Here is a 14,586-nt window from a genome sequence, read left to right as displayed (position 1 = left end):
GGTTTCGCGGCCCGTCAGGCGGCGCTCAGATGATCCGGCTTGCGCATGCCGGTCATCGGCAACGCCTGCTCATAGCCCTGTGCCACCAGGTCATCGAGCGTCTTTTCCAGCATCTCACCATCCCGGCCGGGAACGGAAACGATAATTTCCGCCGGCAGATTGCGTAGCATTTTTTCAAGACTTGCAATCTGCACCGCGCCGCATTCGACAAGAACCGTATCATAGGCGTCGGACAACGCACTGAGGATCATCGTCAGGCGGTCTATGGCGCGCATGGCCTCACGCGGCTGGGCGTTGCCGCGCGGGACGATATGGGCGTCGGACAGCCGGTCTCCGTGAATGGTTTCACCAAAGGCGGCCGCACCGGCCAGAAGGTCCATGACACCGGGAAGCCCGGCTTCCGGTGCCATCAGCCGCGTCGGACAACCGGACGCCGTCATGTCGACCAGAACGACCGACCGGCCCATTTCGGACAAGGCGCGCGCCAGCATCACTGTTGAGGTCGAACCGCTATCACCGGCCGGGGATACAACAGCGGCGACCGGTTTGGCAAGCCGCGTGGCAAGGAAGCCCGCAACGGCATCGATTGAAAAATCGTCTGACGTGTCGACGTTCTCTTCCGCCGCTGTCTCTTGCGCCGCAACCACTTCTTCCTTTGGCAAGGCCGGTATCGCAGCCATGGCCGCGACAGGCATCTGTCGCTCTTCCTCGGCGACCTTATGGTGCGCCGCGACCGGAATGGCTTGGGCAGCCGGCTGGATTGTCTCATGACGCGCGGCAACGGGCTGTTCCGCTACGTCCGTGGCCTCATCCGTTTCGACGCGCGCGCGCGCCGGCGGTGGCGGATCGGAGAGCGGCGGAACCTGGCTCCGGCCCACTGGCTTCAGAGCCCGGCCGGTGAAGAGTTCCACCAGCATGACGACGATGCAGGAGAGTAGAAAGGCTGCTAGCGTCACGACGATGGTGATGGCGCCGGTTTTCGGGAAATAGGGTTCACGCGGCTCCACCGCCGCCGAAATGACACGCGCATCGGCGGGTGTGGAATCCACCGAGCCTGCCCGCGACGTCGCTTCGCGGTAACGGGCGAGATAGGTTTCTAGAAGCTGCCGCTGGGCCGAGGCCTCGCGCTCGAGATCGTTGAGGCCCACCTGCTGTTCGCCGGCGCGCACGCTTTCCGATTTCAGCACGTTCAGTTGCTGAACGAGCTGGCGCTCGCGCAGGCGCGATAGGTTTGCCTCGTTTTCAAGGCTTGCGAGTACCTTGCGGGTCTCTTCCTGAATCTGCCGCTCTATGCCGGCAAGCTGGTTGCGCAGCGCCCTGATGCGCGGATGGCCTTCCAGCAACGAGGAGGTGAGATCGGAAATCTGGCTGCGGATCGACGTTTCGTTTTCCTTCAGCCTCTGGATCGTCGGGGAGGCGACGACATCGGGGAAGGTATCGAGCGCGCGGCCGCTTGCCAGCGCATTGCGCACGCCTTCGGCCCGCGCTTCCGCATTGGCGCGCTCGCCACGGATACGGCCGAGTTCGGTAGAGATATCGCTGAGCTGGCGGGTGGCGAGCGTTTCGCCCTGCCCGGCCGAGAGAAGGTCGGACGAGGCGCGATAATCTGCGACTTTCCGGTCCGCATCGCGCACCTTCTCGCGCAGACTGGCGATTTCCGGCTCCAGCCAGCGTGCCGCTTCCGTGCTGGTGCCCAGCTTCGCGCCGCTCTGCAACGCAATATAGGCCTTCATCATCTCATTGGGGATGGCGGCGGCGAGCTTCGGATCCTTCGAGGAGAATTCGACCGTGATGACGCGTGAGCTTTCGACCTGATAGACCTGCAGCTTCTCCCGGAAAGCCGTCAAGACACGCTCCTCGGGCAGCACCTGCAGCGGATCCTTTTTGAGACCGACCCCGACCAGCAGCTGCGAGACGAAGGAAGGATGGGCTTCCGGATCGAATTCATCAAGCTCATAAAGCTTCATGTCTTTCGCGACCTGCTTGATGAGGTCGACCGATTGCAGGATCTGCACCTGGCTGGAAACGGTCAATTCATCGAGCACGGGTTCGGCTGGCGCATTGGACTGCTGCGACGCGCCGAAAGAGGCCGCGCGGGATTCGATGAGCACGCGCGCCTCGCCCTTATAGGCGGGCGACATCATGCTGGCAGCCACGAAGGCGGCGCCTCCGGAGAGAAGGGTGATCGCTGCGATCCGCCCCCTGCGTCGCCATATCGCCGCAACAAGTTGCGCAAGGTCGATATCCACATCCCTGTCGTCCATGCGATCGCCGTTCATGTAAGCTCCGTAACCGAGACAAACCTCGGGCGCTCAAATATAGATGGCCAATTTTCGCGAAGTTTAAGTCTTGCCGGTAACACAACCGTTAATCTCGGAGAATCCGACGAAATAAAGCCGATATTACCATCGCTCGCGCCTGATGTTTACCGGCCATTAACCCTAACAGAACGATAAGAATGGTCAAAGATCGACTCGGAGCCAGATGAGATGCCGCTCGCCGGATCACGACATGTCACCGCACTGACGCTAGCCGTTTTAACGGCCCTTTCCGGTTGCGCGGCATATCAACCCGCACCGCGCTCATTTAATGAGGCCGCGCTGCAACCCTACCACGTCGATAGCGGCGACAGGCTGCGCATCAACGTTTTCGAACAGGTCGGGCTGACCAATACCTACACCGTCGATCAGGCGGGTTACGTCGCCTTCCCGCTTGTCGGTCAGGTTCCCGCCCGCGGCAAGACGCTGCCGCAGCTCGAAGCCGCGATCGCCGCCAAGCTCCGGCAGGGGTATCTGCGCGATCCCGACGTAACCATCGAAATCGACCGTTACCGTCCTGTCTTCATCATGGGTGAAGTCGGTCGCCCCGGCCAATATTCCTATGTGCCGGGCATGACCGTGCAAAACGCCATCGCCATTGCCGGCGGTTTTTCCCCGCGCGCCAACCAGGCGGATGTCGACATTACCCGCAAGATCAATGCCGAGGTGATGACCGGCCGCATCGGGATCAGCGCGCCAATTCTGGCGGGCGATACCGTCTATGTACGCGAACGCTTCTTCTGAAAACGGAGCGGTGAACGTGTCGGATGACGGCCCTCCCCTGCGCATCATTCATTGTTTCCGCTCACCCGTGGGCGGCGTTTTCCGCCATGTGCGCGATCTGATCGAGGAACATGTCAGGCAAGGCCACAAGGTCGGCATCGTCTGCGACAGCTCCACCGGCGGTGCGCATGAGGAACGGCTTTTCGCACAGATCACCCCGATGCTGGAGCTTGGCCTCACCCGCCTGCCCATCCGCCGGTCGATCAGCCCCGGCGACCTCCTGGCGCTGTGGAAATCCTATAAGCACATCAAAAGTTTGCGGCCGGACATTCTGCACGGGCACAGCGCCAAGGGTGGCGCTCTTGCCCGGCTGATCGGCTCACTCCTGCGGGCGAACAGGTATCGCGTAGCCCGCCTCTATTCACCGCATGGCGGCAGCCTGCACTATGCCCGAAACAGCCTCAAGGGGCAGCTCTTCCTGCGGCTGGAGCGCTTTCAGGAGCATTTCACCGATGCGCTCTGTTTCGTCTGCAATTTCGAGCAGGAGACTTACGAAACCAAGGTCGGCAAGCCGCGCACCCGCACCGCGATGATCTATAACGGCGTTCAGGAGAGCGAATTCGAAACCGTCCCTCCCCGCGAAGGTGCTGCCCGTTTCCTCTATATCGGCATGCTGCGTGACCTCAAGGGACCCGATGTCTTCATCAGGGCCTTCGCACAAATGGAGCGCAGCATCGGCCAGCCCATGTCCGGCGTCATCGTCGGCGACGGACCAGACAGGGACAAATATGCGGCGATGATCGCCACGGCCGGGCTTTCCCGGCGGATTTCCATGCATGCGGCGATGCCCGCCAGACAGGCCTTCGAACTCGCCACCACGGTAGTGGTGCCTTCGCGCGCCGAAGCCATGCCCTATATCGTTCTGGAAGCGCTTGCGGCGGGGAAAACCGTCATCGCCTCGCATGTTGGCGGTATTCCCGAAGTTCTCGGAGAAGATAGCGAAGCGCTTGTTCCCGCCGGTGACGCAGATGCGCTGGCGCGGATCATGGTCAAGGATGCAGAGGATGCCGACTGGGCGCAGCGGGTCATGCCCCATCCCGACAGCTTCAAGGCGAAATTTTCAACCCCTGTTATGGCCGATGAGATGATGAAACTCTATCGTGACCTGCTGACGACCTAAAGTCATTTTAAAAACACGATTTTTAATTGTATATTCCAGCCGTCCTGTAGAAATCCATCATAAACGTTTCTTAGCATGTTTCGGCTAGTTTCCAGCTTGTAGAGCCCCCTTTCGTCCATCCAGACGTGACTGGGAGGCTTTACCACTTAGAAGTTGCGTATCGTCCGGTCGAAAATCGAATGCGACTTTCGGGCCGATGCGCTGGAGGGTGCGGACCAAAGCAATGACCAAGACTGACAAGGACAGACTGCAATTCGATCTGGCGTCATTGCGCAAGAAACTTTCCGACTACGAAGCCGGGGGGGCTGCGGCATCCGAAACCGTCGTTCTCAATCCGCTTGCACGGCAGATTGCCAACCAGCTTCGCGCCGGCAACCATTCGCCCAATATGGTGATCGGGCAGTTGCGGCTTCTCGAATTCACGATGCTCGTCGTCATAGCTGCCGTCGTCAACGGCATTGCAGCCGATCGCGGCCTTGAAAGCTTCCTGAAGGTTTTCAGCGGCGGCGTGCTGGGTGCGGCACTCTGCGTCTTCCTGCTGCAGGCGAGTGATTGCTATCAGCTTCCCACGCTGCGCACGCCGCTGAAAATGTTCACCCGCATTCAGGGTGCCGTCTGCCTTTCCTTCGTGGGAACTGCCTGTTTCCTTCTCCTTTTCTTTCCCGAAACGCTGCAGTCCTGGCAGGCCTTCGCCATCTGGTATGCAACGGGCGCGATCGCGATTTTCGCCGGTCGGTTGATCCTCGGCTTTGCCATTCGCCACTGGGGCCGCAACGGCGTGATGGAACGCCGCGCCGTCATCGTCGGCGGCGGCGATGCCGCGAGAGACCTTATCCGTTCGCTGGAGCAGCAGTCCGACAACGACATCCGCATCTGCGGTATTTTCGACGACCGGAAAAGCGAGCGCTCACCCGAGGTCGTCGCCGGTTATCCCAAGCTCGGCACCTTTGCGGAACTGGTGGAATTCGCCCGCCTGACGAAGCTCGACATGCTGATCATCGCCCTGCCGCTCAGCGCCGAGGCGCGCATTCTCCAGCTTCTGCGCAAGCTTTGGGTTCTGCCGGTCGATATCCGCATCGCCGCCCATGCCAATAAATTGCGCTTCCGCCCGCGCGCCTATTCGCATGTCGGCAAGGTGCCGATGCTCGATGTGTTCGACAAGCCGATCCGCGACTGGGATTCGGTGGCGAAACGGCTGTTCGACATCACTTTCAGCCTTCTGGGGATCGCCCTTTTCTGGCCGGTGATGCTGGCTGCGGGAATTGCCGTGAAAACGACCTCCAAAGGCCCGGTCCTCTTCAAGCAGAAGCGTCACGGCTTCAACAATGAAACGATCAACGTCTGGAAGTTCCGTTCGATGTATACGGAACTCAGCGATCCCACGGCAAAAAAGGCCGTCACGAAGAACGATCCGCGCGTCACGCCGGTCGGCCGCTTCCTGCGCAAATCCTCGATGGACGAGTTGCCGCAGCTTTTCAACGTTCTCTACGGCGACCTCTCTTTGGTCGGTCCGCGCCCGCACGCCGTTCACGCGCAGACGGGCGATCTGAAATATACCGAGGTGGTGGAACATTATTTCGCCCGCCACAAGGTCAAGCCCGGGGTGACCGGCTGGGCGCAGATCAATGGCTGGCGCGGCGAGATCGACCACGGCGACAAGATCAAGTTCCGGACCGAATATGATCTCTATTACATCGAGAACTGGTCACTGTTTCTCGATCTGAAGATCCTATTCCTCACGCCGATCCGGCTGCTGAAATCGGAAAACGCCTATTGACCCATACCGGTTACCAGCACGCGGCGGATTTTGACGCACCCTTGGCCACCATGCGGCTCATCGGCGCGTTCTTCATCGCATTTGGGGTGTTTCTCTCCGGTTTCGTCATTTCCGAACCGGCACCTTACGAATTGATGATGGTGGGACAGGTGGCCTTGTGGTTCCTGCTCGGCCTTCGCCTTTCGCGCACCGTCGTCCTGCTTTTATGCCTGCTGCTTGCCTTCAACGTCGGCGGTTATCTTTCGCTCACCACGATGGCCGATCTGGATGAGGGACCGCTTTATCTCGCCGTGTCGACCTTTCTGGCGCTGACCTCGGTGTTTTATGCGGCGATCGTGGAGGACAAATACCAGCGGCTGTTGTTGATTTTCCGGGCCTGGCTGACGGCAGCGCTCATCACCGCGCTGCTTGGCATCATCGGTTATTTCCACGCGATTCCGGGCTTCGAGGTCTTCACCCTTTACGATCGTGCCAAAGGTGCCTTTCAGGACCCCAACGTCTTTGGTCCCTTTCTGGTGACACCGTCGCTTTACCTCATCTATGGGCTTCTCACCGGCAAGGCGATGCATGCGCCCTGGCGCATCCTCGGGCTGCTCATTCTCGCGCTTGGCATCTTCCTGTCGTTTTCACGCGCGGCGTGGGGCCTTTTTCTGTTCGCCACCATTCTCCTCGTCTTTGTCATGCTCCTGAAGGAGCGGACGGCGGCATTTCGCCTGAAAATCCTTGTGTTGTTCCTCGTCGCGGCTGGCCTCATGGTCGCGGCTGTCATCATCGCGCTGCAGTTCAAACAGGTGGCGGATCTGTTCTCCAGCCGTGCCTCGGCGGTGCAATCTTATGATGGCGGGCATCTCGGGCGTTTTGCCCGCCACTATCTCGGCTTCCTGCTTGCCATGGAACATCCGCTGGGCATTGGCCCGATGGTGTTCGACGATATCTTTCCTGCCGCCGAACATAATATCTGGCTGAAAAGCCTGACTACCCATGGCTGGTTTGGTTTCGTCATCTATCTCACCCTCATCTGCTGGACGATTGCCGCCGGTTTCCGACATCTGCTGCGGCCACGCCCCTGGCAGTCGTTCCTGATCATTTCCTGGGTGACCTTCGTCGGGCATGTAATGATCGGCGCCGTCATCGATACCGACCACTGGCGGCATTTCTTCCTGCTGCTCGGCATATTGTGGGGGTGCATGGCGCTGGAAAAACGTGAAAGCCTGCGCCGCCGCCCGCGCGCCGCATAAAGACCTCCCCTTACGGAACCTTACACCATTTCATGCGTTTAGCCCCCGATTCTGATCGTCAAACGGGGAGACATCTTATGACGCAGACCAATAATCTCTATTTCATCATCGGTGCACTCCTTGTGGTCCTCGTTGGCCTTGGAGCCTATGTCTGGCATGAGGAAAGCAAGCCGAAGGGGATCGAGATGAATATCGGCCCGAACGGCGTTTCCGTTCAGGAGAATTAAGCCGCAAGCGTCGCGCAAAGTCCGGCCTTTAAGACCGGGTGCATCCCAAGCCGAAATACGGCCTGGATGCACCCGGTCTTCTTATGAGAGGAGACGAAAGGCGGGATAAATTTCCGCCGAGCCGGTTCGGTACGAATGATGCGTATCGCCCGATCATGGACACAGCTCGTTATGGTCTCCTCCATCGACCTTTCCACCCGCCTCACCGCCACCAGACTGGCCCTCAAGGCCATCAAGGAGCAGGAAGACAGTTCCGTCGCCCAATCCTCTTCGACGCGGACGGCCCTTCTCGGCTCCTATGGGCTCGACAGCTCTTCTTCCACCAATACCAGGCTGACACAGCTTCTGGCGCAATATGGCCAGGCTTCCGGCGACGACACGCAGACCGAGGTCACGGATACGCAGCCTTCTTCCGGCGACATCACCAAGGCCGATTTCATGAAAGGGCTGAAGGGGATGCTGGAGGAGCTGAGCAAGGATCCGGACAAGGCATCGCAGGCCAACGCCATGCTTGAAGCCTTGAAGGCCGGAACGCTGACGGTCTCCGATCCCGCCGAGGGTGTACAGATCAAGGCCTGGGATGTGGCATCCGATTCAGAAACCACCTCCAAACCTTCGAGTGAGATCACCACGGCTGGATGGAGCGACTTTCTGAAGGAACATCTGAAACGCGATGGTTCGACCTATGCCAAGGGTGCCAGCGGCGCCTATGTCGACACCATCTCCGGTGACAATGCGTTTTTCGGCAGTGTGGGTAGCCGTTATTATTATCTCACCTGGCCACAGGGGAAAAACGGCAGCCTGACTATCTAGTTCATGGCTCCGGCACCCCGAACGAAACGCTGCGGCATGGAGGACCATGCCGCAGCGTTGCTGTTTTGCGCATTCAGATAGCTGGCGCGGCAGCCGGTTCGCCTCCGCCGGACAGCGCCTTTTGCAGCTGCGCTTCCTGTTCCGGCGACAGCGAGGTCTTGATGACGCGCCCGCGCAGGCCTTCCAGTTCCGCCAGCACCTTTTCCGGCTGCACCTTGCGGATCAGCACGAAGAGCGCCGAAGAGCCATTCGGAATGGTCTCACCCAGCGATTTGATGAAATCGTCATCGATGCCGAAATCCGTGAGCGACCCCGCCAGCGCGCCCGTGCCGGCGCCAATCGCCCCGCCAATGGCAAAGCCCGCCAGCGGATTGAGGAACAGCAGGCCGACGAGACCGCCCCACAGACCGCCGGACAGGAAACCGGAGCTTGCGCCGATTGCCGTCAGATTGACGCTCTGTTTCAGATGCACCTTGCCGTTTTCATCACGAACGACGACGACAGCATCCTCAAGATCGACCAGATATTCCTTTCGCAGACCCGCAAGCTTCAGAAGGACCCGATCGGCCTCTTCCGTTCCGTCAAAACCAACAACGACGAGTTCGGACATGGTTGTCTCCCTGAGTTTCAATTCCGTTGCGATTGAACGCCAAACAAGGTGGCTTGTTCCGGCCATGATGGGAAGAGGATATGTCAAGCGTTTGACGGTTGTTCATCTGGAGGAGGCATTGCCCCATTCCGGCCCTCCCCCGCCATCCACACCCTTTGATCCTTTTTTTATGAAAAGACCATTTTCCGCTTGCGCCCTAACAGGCTTATATATAAACGGCTTTCAGGTTCGGAGCGTAGCGCAGCCCGGTAGCGCACTTGACTGGGGGTCAAGGGGTCGTGGGTTCGAATCCCGCCGCTCCGACCATTAAAATCAGATAGATAGCCAGTTCCCCCAGAGCTGGCTATATTTGTTTTAGCTATCTGTAGACGGCGCTATGCGCGAATTGAAAAGACCCGTTTCGGGTGTGCATTTGTCCTAGCCTTGATAATCAGGTGTGCTGAGATGGCAAAAGAACCAAAAATAGAACACTCGGAATTCTCGGGCGAGTTTGAGGATGACGGTATCACCGTTCTCGTTGATATTTACCGGCCCGCCGGCACCCAGCAGGACTGGACGCTCGAGGTCATCAGCGAGCACGACGACGTCACCACCTGGGACGAACCTTTCGCGACCGACAAGGACGCCTGGGAAGAATTCCTGGCCACCTGTGAGAAAGATGGGATTCGCAGCTTTCTGGATGGCGAGGATCCATCGGTGCATTGACGGGGATCGGTGACACCAAACCTTAGAGTTTGGGCCCAAGTCCCCCTCCGGCCCTTGGCTCCCTCGGCTTTTCTTTTGCTCAGGCGTTCTCCGGTTAAATCCCCGAAAATATGAGCTCAATTTCAACCTGGCCGACCGTCGAAGGACGGCGCGCATTGCCTTGTTGACTCTCTGCTAAAATTAGAACATTTAGTGAACAAAAGAGAGGTCACCCAATATGTCCGACGCTGAAAAAATCATCCCCATCAGGCCTGACGACATCGCGGGATACGTTATCCAGTGTCACGACGGCGATGCGAAGGCGGCCATCGAGGCCCTTCTCGGCGAAATCGAGCATTTGCAGGAACAGCTTTCGCTTGCGGTCGCCATCATGGGAAAAGGATATACACGCGGATGGAAGCCCGGCACGGGGCAAGATTAAAATTACTATCTTCGCAGCCGGCCCCTGTCAGGCGCCCTGACACCGGCAAGCCTGCGTTATGACGGTTACGCATTCAGGCAAAAGCCCCCGCCCTGTCGACGTTAGGCCACAAGACGAAGGGGCAATTTCAGGGCAACATGGCCGCTGATGGAATTTAGGGATAAAGAAGGGCGACGGCATCCCCTGCGAGGCAGGTGCGAAGCCGTGCTCAATATTCGTTGGATGCGATGGCGAAGTCGTCGGTGATCGGCATTTTTTCCGCATTTTCCCAGGTGCGGTCCATGGCGTAAGCTGCGGAAAGATAGGGAATGCTGACATGTCCATAACGAATGGAGAGTTGGCTCTCCGCTTCCTCTTCACCGAGACGTGCGACGCGGCTGAGATAGAGCGCCGTCGCCAGCCCGGTTCTGTCCGCGCCCGACTTGCAATGGATGAGAATGGGTTTCGGCGCATCGCGCATGATGGCAACCAGCTGGTTGACCTGATTCATGTCCAGTTCCCGGCTGGCCGACATGCCGAAATCGATGTGGTTCAGGCCTAGCTTCTTCGACGTTTCCACCTCGTCGCGATACCAGCTCTCCGCTTCGTTGGAACCGCGCAGATTGATCACGGTCTTTATTCCGTGATCCTCGGTATAACGAACCAGCTCTTCACTGCTGGGCTGGTTGGAGCGATAAAACTGTCCCGCGACAACCTCGTGAAAATTACCGAGGAGCTGGATTGCGTAGAGGTAACCGCCTGCCGCAAGCACAACAAAACCCATGCCCCAAAGCGAGCACTTCCAGAATCTTCGCATAATAAAACGGTTCCCTCATTGGACGAGAGAACGGATACATGTAGATTCTGACAGTAAGCTGAAAGATATGCGACAGTATTGTAAGAGTGAAAAAATTGCGTTTGATCAACGCACGAAAACGTAAACCGCATAGATGGCGATGAGGGCAGCAGCAGCGGCGGCCGTTATGGCGCCGAGACGTTTTTCGATGAAGTGGCGCACCGATTCCCCGTATCGCTGCAGCAATCCGGCTAGGATGAAAAAGCGCGCGCCGCGTGCGACGATGGCCGAAAGAATGAACAGACCGAGGCTGATATTGGCCGCACCGGAGAGAATCGTCACGACCTTGATGGGCGGCAGATGCGCGAGCCCCGAGGTCACCAGCAGCAGAACGATGGTTTCGTAGTTTACCGAGTTCTTCAGTTGCTCAAAGCTGTCGAGCTTGCCGTAAAATTCAAGAATGGGCCGGGCGATGCTTTCAAAGGCATAATGGCCGAGAAACCAGCCGGCAATGCCGCCGAGAACCGAAGCGACGGTTGCCACCAACGCATAAAACATCGCCTTTTTCGGCTTGGCCAGCACCATGGGCAGGAAAAGCACATCCGCAGGCACGACGAAAACCGAGCTTTCCACGAAAGCGACGATCGCCAGCCACCACACGGCGGTTTTGCGCGCGGCGAGCGCCATCGTCCAGGCATAGATGTTTTTCAGCATTTCGTGTCCCCGGGAAAAATGTTGCGAAGGGAGTGCAGGCATATCGGTGGTGCGTCATGCGGTTTGCCGATGGCAGACCGCGGGCCGGTGTGACCGGCTTGCGGATGAGGATTAGAGACAACGCAACAGAATGGCAAATGTTGGAAGATTTATTTTTGCATCGCAAAAAATCATAAAGCCAAGCAATTCAAGCCCCCACCAAAGCCGGTTGCTGCAATGCGAAATTTCAGCCTGCGGTAGATTAACTCGCGCTTTTGCTGTAGAATGAGAGATGGAGGAATGAGGAGGAAGTTATCATGGAATATGTAGGCTTCGTTACATCAATCAATCCGGTCATACTTGTCATACTGCTGGTGGTTCTTCTCGCAGGCGCTTACAGCAGCTGGGTTTCGCACTGATCTTACCGGGATCACTCGACCAAATGTGAAGGCTGCGTTTCTATCGGTGATAGGCATGTGGCCGGATGAATGTTATCAATCCCGGAGGTAAAACAACTCCCGGGAAACCGCATGACGAACGAATTCGCATTCACTGACACGTCTGAAAAGCTCAGCACGACGCTTGAAAAGCTGATCGGAAAGCTGCAGGGCCAGACGATCACGTTGCGCGAGTTGATGGAAGCGATCGGCGAACAGGGCCTTTTGCTTATCTGCGCGATTGCGTCCCTGCCATTTCTCATTCCGGTTTCCATTCCGGGCGTCAGCACGGTCTTTGGTGCGGCAATCATCCTTGTCAGTCTGGCAATCACGCTGAACCGCCTGCCATGGCTGCCGGCAAAAATCCTCGACCGCCAGATGGAAACGGCAAAGCTTGTTCCCGCGTTGCAGAAAGGCGTCGCGATCGTCTCCAAGCTCGATGGTTATATCCGCCCGCGCATTCCAGCCCTGACGACGGGCGTCGTCACCAACCGGATAAACGGGCTCGCACTGATGACGGCGGGCGTGCTGCTGATGATGCCGCTTGGATTCATTCCCTTTTCCAACACATTGCCTGGTGTCGCGATCCTGCTTTTGTCCGCCGGCATGATCCAGAGGGATGGCGTCACCGTGCTCGGCGGTTATCTGTTTCTGGGACTGACGGCGATTTATTTTACCGCGCTGGCCTATGCCGCCTTCTGGGCCGGACAGGGCATCAGCAGCTCCATCGGCGGCTAAACCCCTCAACGGTTCCTGTTGCGGGTCTCGCGGCGGTTCTGCCGCGATGCCCACCACACCGTCAGCCGCCGCCGCCTGCGGCGCACCGCCGGCAGATCATGCGAGAGCACGACCAAACCGAGCGGAATCATCCAGAAACCGAGAATGGGCAAAAACCCAAGTGTTCCGCCGACCACCAGAGCGGAACCGGTGGCGATCCTGCCGACGCGCGAGCGGGGCATGGCAAGGCTCCATTTTCCGAGGTTGAGGCGACCCGTCCTGTGGTCCATACCGAATTTCATTCCCTGCTGCCCTTTTTGATCTGGCCTGTGGATAATTTTTTCAGTGCCGATAAGCCCGGAAAATCGGGACTCCGGCGAGATAAAACAAGAGGAATGCGTTTTTTTTGAAAAAACCGCTTGGCAAATCGGAAAAGCATTTGTATTACCCCGCTCACACCGCGCCAAGCGGCGTACGTTCCCTGGTAGCTCAGCGGTAGAGCATTCGACTGTTAATCGACAGGTCGCCGGTTCGAATCCGGCCCGGGGAGCCACTTTTCTACGAATGAGAAAAGTAACATACCGCTCACTATCCCATCGCAATAGTCCACTTACCTAGCCCATACTCGCGAGACGGTGTCGTTCACCACTTCTATTGCTGCTATTTCAGATACTTTTTGGCTACATTCCCGTTTACCCGTGGGGAAACGGACGAAGTCGCAAGATGTTTCAAAATAGATGCTGAAAGATTCATTGCCCGGCATCTGGCAGGACCGGCGGTAGATTTCTGGTGACCTTTTCCAGCATCATCGCCTTCATCTGCTCCGCAACAACCGCTGCGGGCCGATTGGGCATAGACCAGCCGCCCTTCTGGCAAGCATAGGGTCGAGAACGAAGGCAAGAGTTCCCGAGCCATGTTGTCCTCCTGATTGTGGTTATGGCGCTGTGTTGGGCTAATCGCGGAAGTAAATTTGTTCAGCCGAGGTTCAGCACGACAGTCCCACTCTCAGGGCAATGGAACTGAGCAGATCAGGGCGCGTTAAAGTCGCTCATTGGGAGACGAGATCATGAAGCTTCTAACCGCAGCAATCTGCCTTGTATCAGTTGGCATCCTGAGCGGATGCGTTGACGACAGTGGATACCGGACGGGCGGGTACTATTCGTCTGGAATTTCTTATCGTTCTTATGATCGAGACAGATATTATCGCGACTATTACCCCCGAGACTGGCGACACCAGAGAGAATGGCGCGATCGCCGGGATTACCGCGGTGATCATCGTTACCGTCCCCGCGGACCTTCTGACGCTCAAATGTACGGCGTGATTGTCCGTTAACGGCTGCAATATTGCTTTTAGCCGGCCCAAGTGACCGGCCAAGCGAGACATGCGCTTCGCGGAAGGAAGTGCGTGACAGTCGGCAAATGACGCTGGCTGCGCCTATCTCGGGGAACATACCGCACAGCCGCAATTCGTCCGATCCTACCCGGGGATTTTCGTCTCTGCCCGGTCAATCGCCGGTCCGATGATCAGCTTTTCTTGACCGCCCGTTTCGTCGCCTTCGCGGCGTTGGTCAACGCTGGCGGATCGCTTGCAGGAAAACTCTCCTCAAGGCTCTCGGTCAGATCGTCTTCCCTGTCCTTGACTGGAGATTTTTGCTCTTTCTCGAGGGATTTTACCGCCGGGGATTTGGCTTTTGCCGAGGATGCCTTCTTCGTCGGCATCTTCTTGGCCGTCGCCTTTTCCGTCGAAGCTTTCGCGGCGGCAGGTTTCTTCACGCCATTTCCGCTTTTGCCCTTTGCCGCTTCAGCGGAAACTTCCCGTTCCGCCTCGATCCAGTGTCTTTCATGATGCCCGTCGGGTCTTCCTTCCCTCTCCCATATTGCGCGCGCTTTTTCACGGATTGCGGCTTCGCGGTCATGGCTCATAACGGGCCTCCTCTTCCTGTTGCACCGGT

General features: G+C 57.9%; 16 protein-coding genes and 2 tRNA genes. 12 read left to right on the top strand and 6 right to left on the bottom strand.

All coding sequences use genetic code 11. The features are described from left to right. Positions 1-14 precede the first annotated feature (14 nt). Positions 15-2,279, bottom strand: coding sequence for a polysaccharide biosynthesis protein UppB (uppB, locus tag NYR50_RS04350; RefSeq protein WP_418136883.1), 2,265 nt, complete (start codon positions 2,277-2,279; stop codon positions 15-17). A gap of 210 nt (positions 2,280-2,489) precedes the next feature. On the opposite strand from uppB, the gene uppC reads away from it, so the two are divergent. The 6 genes from uppC (at position 2,490) to NYR50_RS04320 (ending at position 8,276) form a co-directional block, all read left to right on the top strand. Continuing rightward, positions 2,490-3,062 (top strand): polysaccharide export protein UppC, encoded by a 573-nt coding sequence (gene uppC / locus NYR50_RS04345; RefSeq protein WP_010971492.1) that lies wholly within the window; start codon positions 2,490-2,492, stop codon positions 3,060-3,062. A gap of 16 nt (positions 3,063-3,078) precedes the next feature. Continuing rightward, the gene (gene uppD, locus NYR50_RS04340; RefSeq protein ID WP_174008236.1) at positions 3,079-4,221 is read left to right on the top strand and encodes a polysaccharide biosynthesis type 4 glycosyltransferase UppD; all 1,143 of its coding nucleotides are present in this window, start codon (positions 3,079-3,081) and stop codon (positions 4,219-4,221) included. 223 nt (positions 4,222-4,444) lie between these two features. Then, positions 4,445-5,998 (top strand): polysaccharide biosynthesis glycosyltransferase UppE, encoded by a 1,554-nt coding sequence (gene uppE / locus NYR50_RS04335; RefSeq protein ID WP_418136881.1) that lies wholly within the window; start codon positions 4,445-4,447, stop codon positions 5,996-5,998. Continuing rightward, positions 5,995-7,236: a polysaccharide biosynthesis O-antigen ligase family protein UppF gene (gene uppF / locus NYR50_RS04330; protein WP_418136880.1), complete on the top strand. Its 1,242-nt coding sequence runs from the start codon at positions 5,995-5,997 to the stop codon at positions 7,234-7,236. Before uppE ends, uppF begins: the two co-directional genes overlap by 4 nt. A 77-nt stretch (positions 7,237-7,313) precedes the next feature. Further along, on the top strand, positions 7,314-7,463 hold the full coding sequence (locus tag NYR50_RS04325; protein WP_003512607.1) for a hypothetical protein: 150 nt from the start codon (positions 7,314-7,316) through the stop codon (positions 7,461-7,463). A gap of 135 nt (positions 7,464-7,598) precedes the next feature. After that, the gene (locus NYR50_RS04320; RefSeq protein ID WP_418136879.1) at positions 7,599-8,276 is read left to right on the top strand and encodes a hypothetical protein; all 678 of its coding nucleotides are present in this window, start codon (positions 7,599-7,601) and stop codon (positions 8,274-8,276) included. A 73-nt stretch (positions 8,277-8,349) separates the two neighbouring features. Here the strand turns inward: NYR50_RS04320 and NYR50_RS04315 are convergent, their stop codons facing one another. Continuing rightward, entirely contained in the window at positions 8,350-8,886 is a 537-nt protein-coding gene (locus NYR50_RS04315) for a DUF1269 domain-containing protein (RefSeq protein ID WP_080809335.1), read from the bottom strand. 229 nt (positions 8,887-9,115) lie between these two features. On the opposite strand from NYR50_RS04315, the gene NYR50_RS04310 reads away from it, so the two are divergent. The 3 genes from NYR50_RS04310 to NYR50_RS04300 all read left to right on the top strand — a co-directional run bounded on the left by NYR50_RS04310 (position 9,116) and on the right by NYR50_RS04300 (position 10,012). Further along, positions 9,116-9,192 (top strand) — tRNA-Pro (locus tag NYR50_RS04310). Between the two features lie 138 nt (positions 9,193-9,330). Then, positions 9,331-9,591 (top strand): hypothetical protein, encoded by a 261-nt coding sequence (locus NYR50_RS04305; protein WP_006312756.1) that lies wholly within the window; start codon positions 9,331-9,333, stop codon positions 9,589-9,591. A 217-nt stretch (positions 9,592-9,808) separates the two neighbouring features. Beyond that, a complete protein-coding gene (locus NYR50_RS04300; RefSeq protein WP_167305591.1) occupies positions 9,809-10,012 on the top strand; it encodes a hypothetical protein in 204 nt (67 codons plus the stop codon). Positions 10,013-10,220: 208 nt separating this feature from the next. Here the strand turns inward: NYR50_RS04300 and NYR50_RS04295 are convergent, their stop codons facing one another. Beyond that, the gene (locus NYR50_RS04295; protein ID WP_006312761.1) at positions 10,221-10,775 is read right to left on the bottom strand and encodes a dual specificity protein phosphatase family protein; all 555 of its coding nucleotides are present in this window, start codon (positions 10,773-10,775) and stop codon (positions 10,221-10,223) included. Positions 10,776-10,913: 138 nt separating this feature from the next. Beyond that, positions 10,914-11,501, bottom strand: a complete 588-nt coding sequence (locus NYR50_RS04290; RefSeq protein ID WP_006312762.1) for a YqaA family protein — start codon at positions 11,499-11,501, stop codon at positions 10,914-10,916. 509 nt (positions 11,502-12,010) lie between these two features. On the opposite strand from NYR50_RS04290, the gene NYR50_RS04285 reads away from it, so the two are divergent. Beyond that, positions 12,011-12,655 (top strand): exopolysaccharide biosynthesis protein, encoded by a 645-nt coding sequence (locus NYR50_RS04285; RefSeq protein ID WP_174008233.1) that lies wholly within the window; start codon positions 12,011-12,013, stop codon positions 12,653-12,655. A 5-nt stretch (positions 12,656-12,660) separates the two neighbouring features. Here the strand turns inward: NYR50_RS04285 and NYR50_RS04280 are convergent, their stop codons facing one another. Then, positions 12,661-12,936 carry a hypothetical protein gene (locus NYR50_RS04280; protein ID WP_174008232.1) on the bottom strand — a complete coding sequence of 92 codons (276 nt, stop codon included), beginning with the start codon at positions 12,934-12,936 and terminating at the stop codon, positions 12,661-12,663. Positions 12,937-13,112: 176 nt separating this feature from the next. On the opposite strand from NYR50_RS04280, the gene NYR50_RS04275 reads away from it, so the two are divergent. Together NYR50_RS04275 and NYR50_RS04270 are read left to right on the top strand one after the other, a co-directional pair. Further along, positions 13,113-13,187, top strand: a tRNA-Asn gene (locus NYR50_RS04275). A gap of 571 nt (positions 13,188-13,758) precedes the next feature. Continuing rightward, positions 13,759-13,956: a hypothetical protein gene (locus tag NYR50_RS04270; RefSeq protein ID WP_418136878.1), complete on the top strand. Its 198-nt coding sequence runs from the start codon at positions 13,759-13,761 to the stop codon at positions 13,954-13,956. Positions 13,957-14,158: 202 nt separating this feature from the next. Here NYR50_RS04270 and NYR50_RS04265 read toward each other — a convergent pair whose 3' ends face one another. Further along, positions 14,159-14,557: a DUF2934 domain-containing protein gene (locus tag NYR50_RS04265; protein WP_418136877.1), complete on the bottom strand. Its 399-nt coding sequence runs from the start codon at positions 14,555-14,557 to the stop codon at positions 14,159-14,161. Between the last annotated feature and the right edge of the window lie 29 nt (positions 14,558-14,586).

Source organism: Agrobacterium sp. El2ro-1b (genome assembly GCF_048298475.1).
Taxonomy (GTDB): Bacteria; Pseudomonadota; Alphaproteobacteria; order Rhizobiales; family Rhizobiaceae; genus Agrobacterium; species Agrobacterium fabrum.
This window is presented reverse-complemented; position numbering and strand designations above follow the sequence as displayed.

What these genes read in the sequence shown, in the direction of transcription:
- uppB (WP_418136883.1), bottom strand. Translation starts at nt 2,279, where the DNA reads ATGAACGGCGATCGCATGGACGACAGGGATGTGGATATCGACCTTGCG.
- uppC (WP_010971492.1), top strand. Translation starts at nt 2,490, where the DNA reads ATGCCGCTCGCCGGATCACGACATGTCACCGCACTGACGCTAGCCGTT.
- uppE (WP_418136881.1), top strand. Translation starts at nt 4,445, where the DNA reads ATGACCAAGACTGACAAGGACAGACTGCAATTCGATCTGGCGTCATTG.
- NYR50_RS04325 (WP_003512607.1), top strand. Translation starts at nt 7,314, where the DNA reads ATGACGCAGACCAATAATCTCTATTTCATCATCGGTGCACTCCTTGTG.
- NYR50_RS04320 (WP_418136879.1), top strand. Translation starts at nt 7,599, where the DNA reads ATGATGCGTATCGCCCGATCATGGACACAGCTCGTTATGGTCTCCTCC.
- NYR50_RS04315 (WP_080809335.1), bottom strand. Translation starts at nt 8,886, where the DNA reads ATGTCCGAACTCGTCGTTGTTGGTTTTGACGGAACGGAAGAGGCCGAT.
- NYR50_RS04305 (WP_006312756.1), top strand. Translation starts at nt 9,331, where the DNA reads ATGGCAAAAGAACCAAAAATAGAACACTCGGAATTCTCGGGCGAGTTT.
- NYR50_RS04300 (WP_167305591.1), top strand. Translation starts at nt 9,809, where the DNA reads ATGTCCGACGCTGAAAAAATCATCCCCATCAGGCCTGACGACATCGCG.
- NYR50_RS04295 (WP_006312761.1), bottom strand. Translation starts at nt 10,775, where the DNA reads ATGGGTTTTGTTGTGCTTGCGGCAGGCGGTTACCTCTACGCAATCCAG.
- NYR50_RS04290 (WP_006312762.1), bottom strand. Translation starts at nt 11,501, where the DNA reads ATGCTGAAAAACATCTATGCCTGGACGATGGCGCTCGCCGCGCGCAAA.
- NYR50_RS04285 (WP_174008233.1), top strand. Translation starts at nt 12,011, where the DNA reads ATGACGAACGAATTCGCATTCACTGACACGTCTGAAAAGCTCAGCACG.
- NYR50_RS04280 (WP_174008232.1), bottom strand. Translation starts at nt 12,936, where the DNA reads ATGAAATTCGGTATGGACCACAGGACGGGTCGCCTCAACCTCGGAAAA.
- NYR50_RS04265 (WP_418136877.1), bottom strand. Translation starts at nt 14,557, where the DNA reads ATGAGCCATGACCGCGAAGCCGCAATCCGTGAAAAAGCGCGCGCAATA.